Source organism: Paracoccus aminovorans, assembly GCF_900005615.1.
Taxonomy (GTDB): Bacteria; Pseudomonadota; Alphaproteobacteria; order Rhodobacterales; family Rhodobacteraceae; genus Paracoccus; species Paracoccus aminovorans.
Map to the genome: position 1 here is coordinate 431,772 of NZ_LN832562.1, position 15,935 is coordinate 447,706.

The window sequence follows — 15,935 nt, forward strand, 5'->3', positions numbered from 1 at the left end:
AAAGTTGATGCCTGCATGATTATGCATCCGGCGATCAAGCTGCGGCATATCCGCGTCTTCCTGGCCATCGCGGCCGAAGGCAACCTTTCGGCCGTCGCCCGCGCGCAGGGGGTGACGCAGCCCGCGCTCAGTCGCTCGCTGGCCGAGCTCGAGGACCTGCTGGCCGCCCCGCTGTTCCGACGCGAGAAGCGCCGCCTGATCCTGACCGAACAGGGGGCGCTGTTCCGCCACCATGCCGCCGCCGCGGTGCAGGCGCTGGAAACCGCCGCCGCCGTCCTGCACCCCGAAGGGCCGGGCGGGCGCATCCGCGTCGGCATCCTGCCGACGGCGGCGACGCGGCTGTTCCCGGTCATCGCGCTGCGCTTTCGCCAGATCGCGCCGCAGGTCACGCTGGCGGTCGAGACCGGGCCGCATTCCCATCTGGTGCGCCTGCTGCGCGACGGCGCCATCGACCTGATGATCGGGCGGATGCCGGCGGCGCGGGACATGGCCGGGCTGCGGTTCGAGCATCTCTACGAAGACCCCATCGCGCTGGTGTCGCGGGCCGGCCATCCGCTGGCGGGGCAGCCCGTCGCGCAGGCGCTGGCCGCCTGCCCGCTGATCCTGCCGCCGGGCGATGCGATCATCCGCCGGGCGGTGGACGAATACCTGCTGGTGCTGAACCGCGCCACCCCGCAGCCGGCCTTCGAGACCGTCGCCCTGGCGGTGGGGCGCGGCATCCTGGCCGGTTCGGACGCGCTGTGGTTCATTTCGCGCGGCGTGGTGGCGGACGAGCTGCAGCGGGGCACGCTGATCGAATGGCCGACCGGAGCCGCCTTCCTGTCGGGCGCGGTCGGGCTGACATGGCGGCAATCCGGGGGCCAGGCGGGACCGGAGAAAACCGGCCTCGACCTGATCCGGCGGCTTGCGCAAGAGGAAGCCGCCCATATGGCCTAGCGCCTCGGCATCCCGGCCGGCCGCGCGGCCCGTTTCTGCGCCGCGATCCGGAAGGGGGCGTTCGGGGCGCCATAGCCGCGGTAATTGCCCTGCCGCTGCACGATCTCGAAGAAGAAGCCCTCTTCGCGCGGCAGGCCGAAAAGCTGGAAGAACTGGCCGCCGGCGTCCTCGTCATACATGATGTTGGCCTCGCGCATGCGGTCCACCAGCGCCGGCTCCAACCCGAAGCGGGCGGCCACGTCGTCGTAATAGTTCTGCCCGATCCGCAGTGTCGGAAAGCCCCCTGCCCGCAGATGCGCGGCCGTGGCGAAAAGGTCGTCGCTGGCGAAGGCGATATGCTGGACCGACGAGCCGAAGCTGTCCTCGATGAAGCGCCCGGCCATCGTCTGCCGCGCCTCGGCGCCGTTCAGGGTCACGCGCAACCCGCCCGACTGCACCGCCTGGCTGCGCACCAGCCCGTCGGGGTCGATGACATCGACGACCGGCGACTTCTCGGCCTGAAGGATCGAGGTGTAGAACAGCGACCAGCTCAGCATCTCGTCATAGGCCATGGTCTGGCCGATGTGGTCGATGCCGGTGATCCCCGCCCCGGCGGGGGCGGGATCGCTGCGGAAGTCCACGCTCCAGATATTGCCCAGGTCGGAGGCGGAATCGAGAAAGCGCAGCACGCTGCCGCCCACCCCCCGGATCGCGGGAATCGCCAGTTCGCCCACGCCGGTTTCCTGTTCGTGCGGCTGCGCCAGCAGCGCCACCGCGCGCTGGAAGGCCGCGCGGGCATCGGGCACCATCACCGCGATCTCGGACACGGTGGTGCCATGGGCGGAATAGGCGGTGCTGGCGAAGCCCTGGCTGTCGGTATTGACCAGCAGGTTCGTCGCCCCCTGCCGCCACAGCGTCACGGGCTTGGAGACGTGCCGCCCCACGGGCCGGAACCCGGTCGCGGCCAGAAGCGATTCCAGCGCCGGGGCCTCGGTGGGGCTGGTGGCAAATTCCACGAACTCGACCCGCTCGACCTGCTGCGGGGGCGGAAAGGCCGCCAGATCGACCGGCAGCGCCGGCTCGGTCCGGCGCACACGGTCCATCAGCCCGATCAGGCTGCGATGCCCGTCCTGCGCCACCAGGCGCGGCAGGCCGGAACGGAACTGGTCGTTGAAGATCTCCAGCGACAGCGGCCCGTCGTAGCCGGTCGCCGCCACCGCCCGCATGAAGCCGGTCACGTCCAGGTCGCCCTCGCCCGGCATGTTGCGGAAATGGCGCGACCAATAGAGCAGGTCCATGTCGATGGCAGGCGCATCGGCCAGCTGGACGAAGAAGATGCGGTCGCCGGGGATCGAGCGGATCGAATCCGGATCGATGCCCCGCCCCAGCGTGTGGAAACTGTCGAGGATCAGCCCGACGTTGGGATGATCGGCGCGGCGCACCACCTCCCAGGCGTCGCGGTGGTCGTTGACGTAGCGGCCCCAGCACAGCGCCTCGTAGCCGACGCGGACGCCGTATTGGCGCGCCAGATCGCCGAGGTCGCGGAAATCCTGGGCCATGCGGTCGATGCCGCCGACCGCCGCCGGATGCAGGGACGAGCAGACCAGCATCAGATCGGTGCCGAGCTGGTCCATCAGCTCGAACTTGCGCGCGGCGCGGGCGAAGGCGCGGCTGCGATGCGGCTCGGGCAGGCCCTCGAAATCGCGGAAGGGCTGGAAAAGCGTGATCGTCAGACCGTGGTCGCGCACCATGCGGCCGACCTCGGCCGGGGTGAAGTCCGAGGCGAGGAAATCCTGCTCGAAGATCTCGATCCCGTCGAAGCCCGCACCGGCGATGGCGGCCAGCTTGACCGGCAGGCTGCCCGAAAGCGAAACGGTAGCGATGGAAGTCTTCATGTCATGTCCCGCCCTGCTGCAAGATCGGCGCCCGGCGCCGCCCGTCCAGGGGCACTCTTGACGACGCCCGTGGATCCAACCCCGCCCCGCGGCATCGGCCGCGGCGTGTTCGCCCGGCCCGGCCTTTCGGGGTCCTGACAGGGATCGTCGGGCAAAAGCGGTGTAACAGCAAATACAATTTCAGCCGCATTATTAACCTGAAGTTAATTTGTCGCTTCATCCCATCGTTCGCGGGCCCGCGCCCGGCCCATTTCCAGCCGAAAGCGCGATACGGTGAATTCGGCGAAGCTGGACAGCTGCCGGCCGCGCTTCTGCACGGAATAGGCGGTCAGCCCGGCCTTTTCGCGCAGGGGGCGGCGGATCAGGCCGGGCATATAGACCTCGGCCACCGAGAATTCGTCGATGATCGCCACCCCTAGCCCGTGCCGCACCAGGCTGACCATGGTCTGCGCAAAGCGCCCGCGCATGGCGTGGCGCGGCTCCAGTCCCGCCTCGACGAAGGGCTGCGCCAACAGGGCGCCGTAGGGGTCGCCCGGATCGACGCCGATGAAGGGGAACCGCATCAGGTCATGGACGGAAACGCTGTCCTGCGCCGCCAGCTCATGCCCCTCGGGCAGGATGGCGACGATCCGGCCCTCGACCAGCGGCACGTTCTCGACCGCGGGATTGTCGATGGGCGAACTCATGATCACCACCTCGCCGCGCTCGAGTAGCAGGTAGTCCAGGGTTTCCTCGATCTTGAGGATGTTCAGATCGATGCGGATGTCGGGAAAGCGGGTGCGCAGGCTGCGGATCACCCGCGCGGCGATGAATTGCGCGATCGAGGGGGCCGAGGCGAAGGCCAGCGTGAAATCCTCGCCTTTCTGCAGGGACGACACCGCATCGTGCAGGTTCGCCATCTGGCGGTGCAGCTGGTTCAGCATCTCGAAGATGGCGCTCGCCTCGACGGCCGGAACGAAGACGCCGGCCTTGCGCTCGAACAGGCGCACCCCCAGGGCATCCTCGGTATGCTTGACCAGGCGGCTGATGCCCGGGGCCGAGACGTTCAGCAAATTCGCCGCGCCCTGGATCGTGCCCGCGATCATCACCGCGCGCACCACCTCGACCTGTCTCAGCGTCAGTTCCTTCATGCGCGCGATGCTAGCAGAGAGGGGCCCCTTGCCTAGGGGGGAATTATCTGGAACAAGATTCAAAATTGGAATCATATTTCAGAAAGGTGATGCATGGCCAGCGTGATGGAGCGGACGCTCCGCATCCTCGAACTGCTCAGCCGCGCGCCCGGCGGCTTGCCGGTCGGTGGCGTGGCGGCGGCGCTGGACATGCCGGCCAGCGCCGCGCATCGGATGCTGGGCGAATTGCAGTCGCTGGGCTATGTCCGCCAAAGTCGGGCGCAAGGCGATTACGCGCTGACGCTGCGGCTGGCGGCGATGGGGGCGGCGTGGATGGGCCGCGCGGGCCTTTGCGACATCGCGCAGCCGGTGCTGGACTCGCTTGCAGCGCAATCGGGGGAGCTGGTGCGGCTTTCGGTCGCCGAAGGGGACAGGCTGACCTGGATCGCGGTCGCGCAGGGGGCGGTGAACGGCCTGCGCTACGATCCCGCCAGCGAACAGGGCGAGACCGTCAACCTCGCCCACAGCGCCAGCGGGCGGGCCTGGCTCTCGGCCCTGCCCGAAGAGGTGGCCCTGGCCCGCGCCGCCGCCCAGGGATTGGCGCCGCCGGACGGCGCGACCCCGGGCAGCGCCCTGCGGATCGAGGATCTGGCCCGGATCCTGCGCGACAGCCGCGCCCAGGGCCATGCGACGGCCTGCGACAGCTTCCTGGCCGGAATGGCCGCGGTGGCGGTGCCGGTGGTGACGGAAAGCGGCGCGGCGGGGGCGCTGTCCATCGCCGGCCCCTCGGCGCGGCTGACGCCGGCGCGGATGCGGGCGCTGGCCCCTGCCCTTGCCGCAGCGGCCGGGCGGCTGGCCGAACTGGCGGCGGGCTCGGCTTGGCTCAGGGGCCAGGCATGAGGATGGATTGCGACCTGCTGGTGATCGGCTCGGGCGCGGCCGGGCTTTCGGCGGCGGTCACGGCGGCGCATCACGGCCTGGATGTGGTGCTGGCCGAGAAGGAGCCGGTCCTGGGCGGCACCACCGCCTGGTCCGGCGGCTGGATCTTTGCCCCGCGCACGCATCTGGCCCGCGCCGCCGGCATCGACGAGGACCCGGACGCGCCGCGCCGCTATCTGCGCGCGGTGCTGGGACCGAACTTCGACCCGGCACTGGTCGAGGCCTTTCTGACCTATGCCCCCCGCATGGCCGCCTTCTTCGACCGCCGGACCGCGTTGCAGTTCCAGCCCGGCCTGCACATTCCCGACACCTATGGCCACCAGCCGGGCGCGGGCACGGGCGGCCGCTCGCTGATCGCCGCGCCCTACGACGGGCGGCGGATGGGGCCGCTGATCGGCCTGCTGCGGCCGCCGCTGCGCGAGACGAGCTTCCTGGGCATGACCATCCAGGCCGGCCCGGACCTGCGCGCCTTCCTGACGGCGACGCGCTCGGCCCGGTCGCTGCTGCATGTGACGCGGCGGCTTGGCCGGCACGTCTGGGACCTGGCGCGCCATCGACGCGGCATGCAACTGCGCAACGGCCAGGCGCTGGTCGCCCGGCTGCTGGTCTCGGCCCAGGCGGCGGGGGTGCGGATCATGGCCGAGACCCCGGCGCTGCGCCTGCTGCAAGCCGAAGGCGGCGTCGCCGGCGCGGTGCTGGCGACGCCCGGGGGCGAAATGGCGGTCCACGCCCGGCGCGGAGTCGTGCTGGCCACGGGCGGCTTTTCCCATGACCGCGACCGGGTCCGGCGGCTTTTCCCGGCGGCCGGGCATCATCGCACGCTGGCCGTGCCCTCGGCCCGCGGCGACGGGCTGCGCATGGGCGAGGAAGCCGGCGGCGTCCAGGCGCTGGACCTCGCCAGCCCGGGCGCCTGGTGCCCGGTCTCGCGCGTCACATGGCCGGACGGGACCGACGGCACCTTTCCCCATATCATCGACCGAGGGAAGCCGGGGCTGATCGCGGTGCTGGCGGACGGGCGGCGCTTCTGCAACGAAGGGCTGGGCTACCACGATTTCGTCTCCGCCCTGCTGGCCGCGACCCCGCCGGGACGGGCGCCCGAGGCCTGGCTGATCTGCGATCACCGCTTCCTGCGCCGCTTCGGGCTGGGCATCGTCCGGCCGGCGCCGGTGCCGATCCGGCCCTGGCTTACCTCGGGCTATCTCAGGCGCGGCGACACGCCCGAGGCGCTGGCCGCGGCCTGCGGCATAGACCCGCACGGGCTGGCCGAGACCTTGCGGCGCTGGAACCGCGATGCGGCCGAGGGACGGGACCCCGATTTCGGCCGCGGCACCACCGCCTACATGCGCCTGCAGGGCGACCCCGAACAGCGGCCGAACCCCTGCGTCGCCCCCATCCTGCGCGCGCCCTTCTACGCGGTCCAGGTCGGCCCCGGCAGCTTCGGCACCTTCGCCGGGCTGCGCACCGATGCCGCCGCGCGGGTGCTGGACCGGGCCGGCCGGCCGATCGCCGGGCTCTATGCGGCGGGGACCGACATGGCCAGCGTCATGGGCGGGCACTATCCGGCGGGGGGCATCAACCTTGGCCCCGCCCTGACCTTCGGCCATATCGCCGCGCTGCATGCCGCGGACGCGCTCGACAAGGAACTGCCATGACCCGCCCGATCTCGCTGGCCCATCTCAGCACCATCGACCTGCCGCCGCCGCGGATGATCCACCTTGCCGCCGAACTGGGCTACGACGCCGTCGGCCTGCGCCTGCTGCGGGTGACCGACACCAGCCCCGGCTATCCGCTGATGGACGATCCCGCCATGATGGCCGAAACCCTGGCCGCCCTGGCGGAGACCGGCCTGCGGGTACAGGACATCGAATTCCTGCGCTTCACCCCCGGGATCGACCTGCCCGCCCTGCGCCCCTTCCTGGAGGCCGGGCAGCGTCTGGGCGCGCGCTACGCGATCTGCGCGCCCTACGATCCCGACCTGGACCGGCTGGCCGCCAATCTGGCCGCTTTCGCCGCACTGTCCGCGCCTTACGGCATCCGCCCGGTGCTGGAATTCTTCCCCTGGACCAACGTGCCCGATCTGGCCGCCGCCATCGCGGTGACCGAGGCGGCGGGCGACGACCGGCTGGGGATCCTGGTCGATGCGCTGCACCTGAACCGCTCGGGCAGCGATCCGGCGCTGATGGCGGGCCTGCCCGCGCATCGCCTGCCTTTCCTGCATCTCTGCGACGCGCCGGTGCATCCGCCCTATACGACCGAAGAGCTGCTCTTCGCCGGGCGCGAGGAACGGCTGGCGCCCGGCGACGGCCAGATCGACATCGCCGCGATCCTGGCGCAGGCGCCCGCTGACGTGCCGGTCGCCCTGGAAATCCCGATGACCGCGCTGGCCCGGGAAAAAGGTTGCGCCCATACCGCCGCCCATGGCTTGCGGCGCATGAGGGAGCTTCTGAAGCGCTAGACGCATCGCGCCGCGCGGAAATCGCCTGGCCACCGCCGGAATGCCCTTGACGGGAAAAAATGGATGCCATCCCCTGCCTGTCCAGAGGGCTGCCGGAGAGCTACTGGAATCAAGGTGTTGCCGGTGGTCGTGCCCTTGCCCGCGCAGCATCGGTTCACCGCTGATTAACATGATGTTAATAGATCAGGATAATCGGTCTTTGACGTTATTTCCTGCTTTTGCGACATTTTGTCATAGGCCGCGCGGAGGAGCTGGCGCGGCACGTTCCAGGGAGGAAACAATGACCTCATCATCCCCCGCCGCGGCGGGCAGGAGCCAGTCCAGCAAGGCCGCGGCCAGCGGCTGGATCGGCTCGGCGCTAGAATATTACGACTTCTTCATCTATGCGACCGCCGCTTCGCTGGTTTTCCCGCAGATCTTCTTTCCGTCGGAAAACCCGCGCGTGGCCATCGTCGCCTCGCTCGCGACCTATGGCGTCGGCTATGTCGCCCGCCCCATCGGCGCCTTCGTGCTGGGCCATTGGGGCGACACCCACGGCCGCAAGAACGTGCTGATCCTGTGCATGTTCCTGATGGGCATCTCGACCCTGCTCGTCGGCCTTCTGCCGACCTATCAGCAGGTCGGCATCCTGGCTCCGATCCTGCTGGTGATCCTGCGCCTGGTGCAGGGCTTTGCCGTCGCCGGCGAGATCTCGGGCGCAAGCTCGATGGTGCTGGAGCACGCCCCCTTCGGCCGCCGCGGCTTCTTCGCCAGCTTCACGCTGCAGGGCGTGCAGGCCGGCCAGATCCTGGCCGCCGCCGTCTTCCTGCCGCTGGCGCATTTCATGCCCGACGACGCCTTCAACAGCTGGGGCTGGCGGATTCCGTTCCTTCTGAGCTTCCTGGTCATCATCGCCGGCTGGATCATCCGCCGCGAGGTCGACGAGACCCCGGCCTTCAAGAAGGAAGAGGCAAGCCACACCAAGCCGCAATCCCCGGTGGTCGAGGCGATCCAGACCAGCTGGCCCGACATGATCCGCGTGATCTGCATGGCGCTGATGAACACGATCCCGGTCGTCGCCACCGTCTTCGGTGCCGCCTATGCGGTGCAGGCGGCCTATGGCATCGGCTTCCACAAGGACGTCTATCTGTGGATCCCGGTGATGGGCAACATCCTGGCATGCGTCATCATCCCCATGGTCGGCAACCTGTCGGACCGCATCGGCCGCCGCCCGCCGATCATCGTCGGGGCGCTGGGGTCGGGCCTGCTGGCCTTCGGCTATCTCTATGCGATCTCGATCCATTCGGTGCCGCTGGCGATCCTGATGTCGCTGCTGATGTGGGGCGTGGTCTATCAGGGCTACAACGCGGTTTTCCCCAGCTTCTATCCCGAACTGTTCCGCACCCGGACCCGCGTGTCCTCGATGGCGATCTCGCAGAACATCGGCACCACCATCACCGCGCTGCTGCCGGCCCTGTTCGCCACCGTCGCACCGCCCGGGTCGAACAATGTGCCGATGATCGTGGGCTCGATCGCCTTCGCCATCTGCTGCATCGCCGCCGCGGCCGCCTGGTCCGCCCGCGAGACCTACCGGATCCGCATCGAGGATCTGGGCGATCCCGCCGCCGAACCGGTGCCCCCGGCGGAATACGCCCGCCTGCGCGCCCAGGCGCTGGCCGCACGCTGACCCAGAACACGGGCCCCGGATCTTCGGGGCCCCTTGTCCCTGACCAGGAAAGGCAAGGCACGATGATCCGCGGCACCACTCGACTGATCGCCCATGTGGGCTATCCGACCCACACCTTCAAATCCCCGATGATCTACAACCCGTGGTTCCAGCGGCGCGGCATCGACGCCGTGGTCGTGCCGATGGGCTGCAAGGCCGAGGACTATCCCCAGTTCATCCGGCTGGTCTTCCGCCTGTCGAACATCCAGGGCGCGCTGATCACCATGCCGCACAAGACCACGACCCTGGCCGTGGCCGACCGGGTGTCGGTGACGGCCCGGATCGCCGGCGCCGCCAATGCGCTGCGGCTGGCCGAGGACGGCGCGCTGGAAGCCGACATGTTCGACGGCGAGGGCTTCGTCCGCGGCGTCCTGGGCAAGGGCCAGGCGCTGCAGGACCGTGCGGCGCTGGTCGTCGGCGCCGGCGGCGTCGGCTCGGCCATCGCCGCCTCGCTGGCCCGGGCGGGGGTGGCGCGGCTGGCGCTTTACGATCCGAACGACGGCAATGCCCAGGCGCTGGCCGCCCGCATCGCCGCCGCCTATCCGGGGATCGCGCTTCAGACCGGCTCGAACGACCCGGAGGGCTTCGACCTGGTGGTGAACGCCTCGCCCCTGGGCATGAACCCGGACGATCCGCTGCCGATGGACCCCGAACGCATCGACCCGGCGACCTTCGTCGGCGAGGTGGTGCTGAAATCCGAGATCACCCCGCTTCTGGCCGCCGCCCGCGCGCGCGGTTGCCGCTACCAGATCGGCACCGACATGCTGTTCGAGCAGATCCCGGCCTATCTGGAGTATTTCGGCTTTCCCAAGCCCAGCGTCGCCGAACTGCGCGAAAGCGCGGCCATCAGCTATTGATCCGCACTCTGGCTGCCGGCGGCAGCCTGCCGCCGCAGGGGCCTGTCCCCGCGCTTCCCATCGCAAGGCCGGCGCGCGGCGGAAAAGCCCGTTCCGGCGCACCGAACCCATGAAGAGGACCGACATGACCATGCAAACGCCGGAAACCAAGGCGTCCCGCTTCGGCTGGGTCGCCGTCCTGTGCTGGATCGCCGTGGTCCTGGACGGGTTCGACCTGGTGGTGCTGGGCGCGCTGATCCCCACCCTGACCGGGGACGAGACCCCGTTCATGACCAAGCCCGAGGCGACCTTCGTCTCGACCATCAGCCTGGTCGGCATGACCCTGGGGGCGCTGATGATCGGCGCCCTGACCGACCGCGCCGGCCGCCGGCGCGCAATGATCTGGGCGGTCGCCGCCTTTTCGCTGACGACGCTGGCCTGCGCCTTCACGCAGAACTGGTGGCAGCTTTCGATCTTTCGCTTCCTGGCCGGCTTCGGCCTGGGGGGCTGCCTGCCCACGGCCATCGCCATGGTGACCGAGTTTTCGCGCGGCCGCACCGGCAAGGCCTCGACCCGGCTGATGACCGGCTATCATGTCGGCGCCGTCGCCACGGCGCTGCTGGGGCTGCTGCTGCTGCCGGTGCTGGGCTGGCGCTCGATGTTCGTGGCGGGCGCCTTGCCGGGGCTGGCGCTGCTGCCGCTGATGGTCCGCCACCTGCCCGAGTCGCCGGCCTTCCTGCTGGCGCAGGGCCGCCGCGCCGAGGCCGAGAGGATCGCACGGGACAACGGCCTGCAGCTGGAAGCCGCCGCCGAAGCCGCGATCCTTCAGGACCGGACCACCAGCGGCGCGCTGTTCCGCGCGCCCTTCCTGCGCAATTCGCTGGGCATCTGGGTGACCTCATTCATGGGGCTGCTGCTGGTCTATGGGCTGAACACCTGGCTGCCGACCCTGATGGTCGAGGCGGGCTACGGCCTTAGCCGCGGGCTGTGGTTCCTGCTTCTGATGAATGTCGGTGCGGTGCTGGGCCTGCTGGTCGCGGGCGCGGTCGGCGACCGGATCGGGCTGAAGAGCGCGGCCATCCTGTGGTTCCTGGGCAGCGCGGTGCTGCTTGCGGCGCTGTCGGTCAAGGTGCCGGTGCTGGCGCTTTACCCGATGGTCTTCGTCACCGGCTGCTTCGTCTTCTCGGCGCAGGTTCTGGTCTATGCCTATACGGCGGCGAACCACCCGCCCGCCGTGCGCGCCACCGCCCTGGGCATGGCGGCGGGCATCGGGCGGCTGGGGGCGATCTCGGGCCCGCTCATCGGAGGCACGCTGGTCTCGCTGGGAGTGGGTCACCCTTGGGGCTTCTATATCTTCGCCGCGGTCGGGCTGTTCGCGATGCTGGCCATCGCCACCACGCGGGTGATGCGGCAGAAGATCTGACCCCGCCGACATGGAACCCGTCGCGGCTCCCGATGCCCAAGCGAGCCGATCCGCGGCGGCGAGGCGCCCATGGGCATGGCCGCCGCCGTTTCCTGGCCGCTGACACGGCGGATGGCGCCATCGGCAAGGTGTTGCAGCCGCGACCCCGGGTAGCGGTGCGCCGGGTAGCGGCTTGACCTTCCGGCCGGAAAAGCCCGAATAGGCGTCATTCTTCGGAGAGGTTTGATGTCGTCTATTTCTGTCGGGATCGATTTGGGAACGACCCATTCGCTGATCGCGGTCTTTGATGCCGAGAATGGCGCGACGCTGGTGCGGAACGGCGACGGCGCGGCGCTGACGCCTTCGGTCGTCGGGCTCAGCGACGACGGCACCCTGCTGGTGGGCGGGCCGGCCCATGCGCAGCGGTTGCGAAAGCCCGCACAGACCCACGCGGCGTTCAAGCGCCACATGGGCACCGGCAAGGAATTCGCGCTTGGCCGCCAGCGCCTTTCGGCGCCCCAGCTTTCGGCGCTGGTGCTGCGCAAGCTGCATACCGATCTGGAGGCCGCCTATCCCGGCGCGGAGATCGACGCGCTGGTCATTTCGGTTCCGGCCTATTTCTCATCGGCGCAGCGCGAGGCGACGATGCTGGCGGCCGAACTGGCAGGCCTGCCGCGGCCCCGGCTGGTGAACGAGCCGACCGCGGCGGCACTGGCCTATGGGCTGAACGAACGCGAGGGCGAGCAGACCTTCATCGTCCTGGATCTGGGCGGCGGCACCTTCGACGTCTCGATCATCGAGATGTTCGAGGGCGTGATGGAGGTGCGCGCGAGTTCCGGCGATGCGATGCTGGGAGGCGGGGATTTCACCGCCTGCCTGCGGCGCGACATCGTCGAACGGCTTCAACTGGACGGGCGCCCGCTTTCGGCCGCCGAACAGGCGCGGATCGAGGCCGCGGCCGAGGCGCTGAAACGGCATCTGTCGCGGGCCGAGCAGGCCGAGGCCACCATCGCGCTGGACGACGGGCCGCAGGACTATCGCATCGACCGCCGGCGTTTCGAGGAATTGTGCGCCGGGCTTCTGATGCGCATGCGCCGCCCGATCGAGCGCTGTCTCTACGATGCCCGGTTGGAGGTGGGCGAAATCGACCGCGTGATGCTGGTCGGCGGCGCCACCCGCATGACGATGATCCGCGGCCTCGTCTCGCGCATGCTGCGCCGGCTGCCGGAAAGCGGGCTCGACCCGGACGAGGTGGTGGCGCTGGGGGCGGCGGTTCAGGCCGGGCTTGCGGCGCGCAATACCGCCCTGGCCGACATGGTGATGACGGATGTCGCGCCCTTCTCGCTGGGGATCGCAAGCCGGATCGCGACCGAAAGCGGCATCATCGAAGGAGGGTTCGCCCCGATCATCGAGCGAAACACCACCCTGCCCGCCTCGCGCATGCAGCAGTTCACGACGATTCAGGACAACCAGGACATGATCGAAATCGCCGTCTATCAGGGCGAAGCGCCGATCGCGGTCGAGAACGTGCTGATCGGCAAGACCCATGTCGCCATGCCGAGGGGCAAGGCCGGCACGCAGCAGATCGAGGTGCGGTTTTCCTACGACTCCAGCGGGCTTTTGCATGTGCGCATCACCGTTCTGTCCACGGGCGCCCAGACCGATCTGGTGATCGAAGGCAGCGCCGCGGCCCTGAGCCCGGCCGAGCGCAGGCGCAGGCTGCAGGAGCTCGCGGCCTATATGCTCCATCCGCGCGAGGACGGCGACAATCTGGCGCTCTCGGAGCGTCTTAAGGGCTTGTACGCGATGTTCCTCGGCGCAGACCGGGCCTATGTGGCCGAGCTGATCGCGCGGTTCGAGACGGCCCTGAACGAGCAGGATCCGCGCCGGATCGCCGATCTGCGCAAGGAACTGGCCCGGACGGCGGACGAGTTGGAGCGATCCTATGTCCGATGAGGCCGCCTCCTGGCCCTGGGACGTTCTGGGCGTCGCCCCTGACGCCAGCCAGGCCGAACTGCGCCGCGCCTATGCCGTTCGGCTGAAGGCCCTGGACATCGAGCGCCAGCCCGACGACTTCGGCGCATTGCGCGCCGCCTACGAATGCGCCCGGCAGATCGCGCGGCAGCAGGACCCGGCCCCGGCCGGGCCGCCGCCGGCCGGGGCGCTGCCTTTCGGGCGGCAGGCGCATCCGCCGGCCCAGCCGGAACGGGAAGCGGAAACGGAGCGAGTGCCGCAAGCGCCTCGGCCACCGCCGCCAGCGGCCGGGAACGAAGGCGCCGCCGTTCCGCCGCCCTCACCCCAGCCCGGGTCGGCAGCGAGGGCCGAGGAGCCTGCGCTAGACTTCGACCGGGCCGTGAAGCGCATGCGCGCTATGCTGTCGGACGGGCGGGTCAATATGGCGGAATGGCGCGCCTTGTTCGGGCAGGAGGTCCTGGACCAGCCCGAGGCCAGCCGTCGCTTCGAGCGGATCCTCGTCGAAATGCTGGAGGCGCGAATTTCGCGGATCACCCACGCGATCCATGCCGCCCCGTTCCGCAACCGCGAATGGCTGGAACTGATCGAGGATCGCTACGGCTGGAAAACCGACGGCCTGCGGTTCCAGAACCTGTTTCCCGCGCATCTCGACGTTCTCATGCACTATATTGAGATGCGGCGCGGGGTCGGGCTCGACCCCCCGATAGCGGCGTTGCCGCCGGCCAATCCCTGGTGGGCCCGGCTGCTGGACCTGCTGAACCTGATCCTGCGGCCGGCTTTTTTCGCCTTTGCGGCAATTCTTGTTCTCTTGCTGGCATTCGGTCAGGCGGCCCGGACGGAATGGATGCGTCTGTTCCTTGGCACCCTGATCCTCGTCGCTTTTGTCTGGGGCGTCCTGCCGGATGCGTGGAAAGAGCTCAGGCTTCCGGTGCCGCGCCTCGTGGGGGTCGGCGCGGTCGGACAATGGCTGCGCCGGCGCTCGGCCGCGGTCTTCGGCCTTAACCTGGTGGTGCTGCTGGTGGTTCTTCTGTTCGCGGGCACCGTCGTGCGTCCCAACCTGCGGGAAGGCTGGATTTCCGAACGCCAGGTTTTCGCGCCACGCCCCGCCGTGCCGTCCTGGCGCGACGCATATCGCATGATCGCGCCGGATCGTTCCACGGTCGAGCGCACCGCCCGCACGCTGGCATCGGGCGCCATCGACGGCGCCGAGGCGCTCGACCGGATGGACATGCCCTATCCCCGCATTGCGGTTCCGGCGCCCGCGCCCGGCACCGGCCACGGGGAAGCGGCAGAGGACGGCACGGGCGACGTCGCGGATGCGAGCCTGACCTGCGCTCGCAGCGGCGCCTGCGTGATGGAGATGGGCGTCGATGTCCCGGTGCATGCCGTGGTGACCGCGGTCAAGACCGGGGGCTCCGAACGGTTCCGGCTTGGGCGGGTGACGGCCTCGTGGCAGGGAAAGCTCGGCGAGCCGCTTGGCGCGTCGAAGGTCCGGCCCGAAACCTTCAAGTTGCGCCTCGATCCGTCCGCAGCCGCAGAGTACCCGACCGAGTTCTTGCCGCTGGGGGGCCGTTATGACGGAACGGTCGAGGTCCATGTTGCGGATCTGTCGCTTCGCCGCGGTAGCGATGGCGCGGCGCAACTGCGGATCCTTCCGACCCGGCGAGAGCACGGCGCCCTGGTGCTGGCCGGCTGCGAGGATGATTTCGTCGACCTCAAATGGCGAAACCTGCTGATCGTCAATCCGCGCGCCGGCAGCCTGGTGGCCGAGATCTGCTCTTTGCCCAGCGATATGATGCGCCTGACCTTCCATGCCTCCGCTCCGGCCGTGATGGAGGAAAGCGGAGAGGCGCATGTCGACCTGTCCCAACCGCTGCAACGTCTCATGCTCGGGTCGTGGTCGGCCGGAACCCCAGGGGCCGCGGGCAAGGACGACGCGGTTTCTCGGCTGGCGCTGGAGATCGGCGACCGGACGATCCAGGACTACCTGACGATTTTCTGGTCCTCGCCCCGGCCCGAAGACCTGGATGCCTATCTGCAGCGCCGTCCGCAGATCGCCGCGCCGCAGGACCGTCCCGATCAGGCTGCGCTGCTGGCGGCGGCGCGCAATCAGCCGCATCTGACCCATGCCTATCGCTTCCGCGCGGATCTGGGGACCGCGATTCTGGGGGACATGTTCCGCTATCTGGAAGCGCGCGGGCTGCTCGATTCATGACGCGGAAGGGCGGGTGATCGCCGGGTGGGCTTCGAACCCGGCTTTGACAGGATCTTGTCGATGTTTGGCAAGTGACGCAATCCGCCGACGCGCGAAACCGACGCGCCCTCTTCCCCCGGCCGCGGTGCGATCCAGTCGCAGATGGCGCTTTCTGGATCAGGCCTGTATTGCGTCGGGCTGGCCGCCGGCCCGCCGGGACAGAGCGTGTTCCCCATGGTCTGCTGCGGAGGCCGGATGCAGGTCGGTGCAGAGATCGTCGCCGCGGCGGACCGAGCCTGTGTGAAAACTCCAGTTCCGAAAATTTACGAAGAAAAGTTTCCTTGCGGCCCGCTGGGAACAAAGTCTCTCCGCAGTGCCTGCGGGCGAACATCCTTCCGCGTCCGACCATGTTCGACTAAGTTTCCACACAGCCTCGGCCGGCAGAGGCTTCACGGCACGCGACCGGCTGGAACGCTGACTCGGGACCGCTGCGCCTTGTCCGGCCATGCGG

11 protein-coding genes are annotated in these 15,935 nt (G+C 69.3%); 9 read left to right on the top strand and 2 right to left on the bottom strand.

What is annotated here, in order from left to right; genetic code table 11:
* Positions 1–15: 15 nt before the first annotated feature.
* Positions 16–936 carry a LysR substrate-binding domain-containing protein gene (locus tag JCM7685_RS18090; protein WP_074967932.1) on the top strand — a complete coding sequence of 307 codons (921 nt, stop codon included), beginning with the start codon at positions 16–18 and terminating at the stop codon, positions 934–936.
* Here the strand turns inward: JCM7685_RS18090 and JCM7685_RS18095 are convergent.
* Together JCM7685_RS18095 and JCM7685_RS18100 are read right to left on the bottom strand one after the other, a co-directional pair.
* Complete coding sequence (locus JCM7685_RS18095; protein WP_074967934.1) at positions 933–2,810, bottom strand: bifunctional sugar phosphate isomerase/epimerase/4-hydroxyphenylpyruvate dioxygenase family protein; 1,878 nt, start codon at positions 2,808–2,810, stop codon at positions 933–935. The genes JCM7685_RS18090 and JCM7685_RS18095 overlap by 4 nt on opposite strands.
* 203 nt (positions 2,811–3,013) lie before the next feature.
* Positions 3,014–3,940: a LysR family transcriptional regulator gene (locus JCM7685_RS18100; RefSeq protein WP_074967936.1), complete on the bottom strand. Its 927-nt coding sequence runs from the start codon at positions 3,938–3,940 to the stop codon at positions 3,014–3,016.
* A 93-nt stretch (positions 3,941–4,033) separates the two neighbouring features.
* Between JCM7685_RS18100 and JCM7685_RS18105 the strand changes: the two genes are divergently transcribed.
* The 8 genes from JCM7685_RS18105 (at position 4,034) to JCM7685_RS18140 (ending at position 15,445) form a co-directional block, all read left to right on the top strand.
* A complete protein-coding gene (locus tag JCM7685_RS18105) occupies positions 4,034–4,819 on the top strand; it encodes an IclR family transcriptional regulator (RefSeq protein ID WP_074967937.1) in 786 nt (261 codons plus the stop codon).
* Positions 4,816–6,510 (top strand): FAD-dependent oxidoreductase, encoded by a 1,695-nt coding sequence (locus JCM7685_RS18110; protein ID WP_074967939.1) that lies wholly within the window; start codon positions 4,816–4,818, stop codon positions 6,508–6,510. The genes JCM7685_RS18105 and JCM7685_RS18110 overlap by 4 nt, the downstream gene beginning before the upstream one ends.
* Positions 6,507–7,313, top strand: coding sequence for a sugar phosphate isomerase/epimerase family protein (locus tag JCM7685_RS18115; RefSeq protein ID WP_074967941.1), 807 nt, complete (start codon positions 6,507–6,509; stop codon positions 7,311–7,313). Before JCM7685_RS18110 ends, JCM7685_RS18115 begins: the two co-directional genes overlap by 4 nt.
* A 280-nt stretch (positions 7,314–7,593) precedes the next feature.
* The gene (locus JCM7685_RS18120) at positions 7,594–8,979 is read left to right on the top strand and encodes an MFS transporter (protein WP_074967944.1); all 1,386 of its coding nucleotides are present in this window, start codon (positions 7,594–7,596) and stop codon (positions 8,977–8,979) included.
* 62 nt (positions 8,980–9,041) lie between these two features.
* Positions 9,042–9,875, top strand: coding sequence for a shikimate dehydrogenase family protein (locus tag JCM7685_RS18125; RefSeq protein ID WP_074967946.1), 834 nt, complete (start codon positions 9,042–9,044; stop codon positions 9,873–9,875).
* A gap of 124 nt (positions 9,876–9,999) precedes the next feature.
* A complete protein-coding gene (locus tag JCM7685_RS18130; RefSeq protein ID WP_074967947.1) occupies positions 10,000–11,277 on the top strand; it encodes an MFS transporter in 1,278 nt (425 codons plus the stop codon).
* Between the two features lie 225 nt (positions 11,278–11,502).
* Positions 11,503–13,212, top strand: a complete 1,710-nt coding sequence (locus JCM7685_RS18135) for an Hsp70 family protein (protein ID WP_074967949.1) — start codon at positions 11,503–11,505, stop codon at positions 13,210–13,212.
* On the top strand, positions 13,202–15,445 hold the full coding sequence (locus JCM7685_RS18140; RefSeq protein WP_074967951.1) for a J domain-containing protein: 2,244 nt from the start codon (positions 13,202–13,204) through the stop codon (positions 15,443–15,445). Before JCM7685_RS18135 ends, JCM7685_RS18140 begins: the two co-directional genes overlap by 11 nt.
* Positions 15,446–15,935 lie beyond the last annotated feature (490 nt).

Excerpts from the sequence above, each read along its gene's own strand:
- JCM7685_RS18090 (WP_074967932.1), top strand. The coding sequence starts at position 16 with ATGATTATGCATCCGGCGATCAAGCTGCGGCATATCCGCGTCTTCCTG.
- JCM7685_RS18095 (WP_074967934.1), bottom strand. The coding sequence starts at position 2,810 with ATGAAGACTTCCATCGCTACCGTTTCGCTTTCGGGCAGCCTGCCGGTC.
- JCM7685_RS18135 (WP_074967949.1), top strand. The coding sequence starts at position 11,503 with ATGTCGTCTATTTCTGTCGGGATCGATTTGGGAACGACCCATTCGCTG.
- JCM7685_RS18115 (WP_074967941.1), top strand. The coding sequence starts at position 6,507 with ATGACCCGCCCGATCTCGCTGGCCCATCTCAGCACCATCGACCTGCCG.
- JCM7685_RS18110 (WP_074967939.1), top strand. The coding sequence starts at position 4,816 with ATGAGGATGGATTGCGACCTGCTGGTGATCGGCTCGGGCGCGGCCGGG.
- JCM7685_RS18100 (WP_074967936.1), bottom strand. The coding sequence starts at position 3,940 with ATGAAGGAACTGACGCTGAGACAGGTCGAGGTGGTGCGCGCGGTGATG.
- JCM7685_RS18105 (WP_074967937.1), top strand. The coding sequence starts at position 4,034 with ATGGCCAGCGTGATGGAGCGGACGCTCCGCATCCTCGAACTGCTCAGC.
- JCM7685_RS18130 (WP_074967947.1), top strand. The coding sequence starts at position 10,000 with ATGACCATGCAAACGCCGGAAACCAAGGCGTCCCGCTTCGGCTGGGTC.
- JCM7685_RS18120 (WP_074967944.1), top strand. The coding sequence starts at position 7,594 with ATGACCTCATCATCCCCCGCCGCGGCGGGCAGGAGCCAGTCCAGCAAG.
- JCM7685_RS18140 (WP_074967951.1), top strand. The coding sequence starts at position 13,202 with ATGTCCGATGAGGCCGCCTCCTGGCCCTGGGACGTTCTGGGCGTCGCC.
- JCM7685_RS18125 (WP_074967946.1), top strand. The coding sequence starts at position 9,042 with ATGATCCGCGGCACCACTCGACTGATCGCCCATGTGGGCTATCCGACC.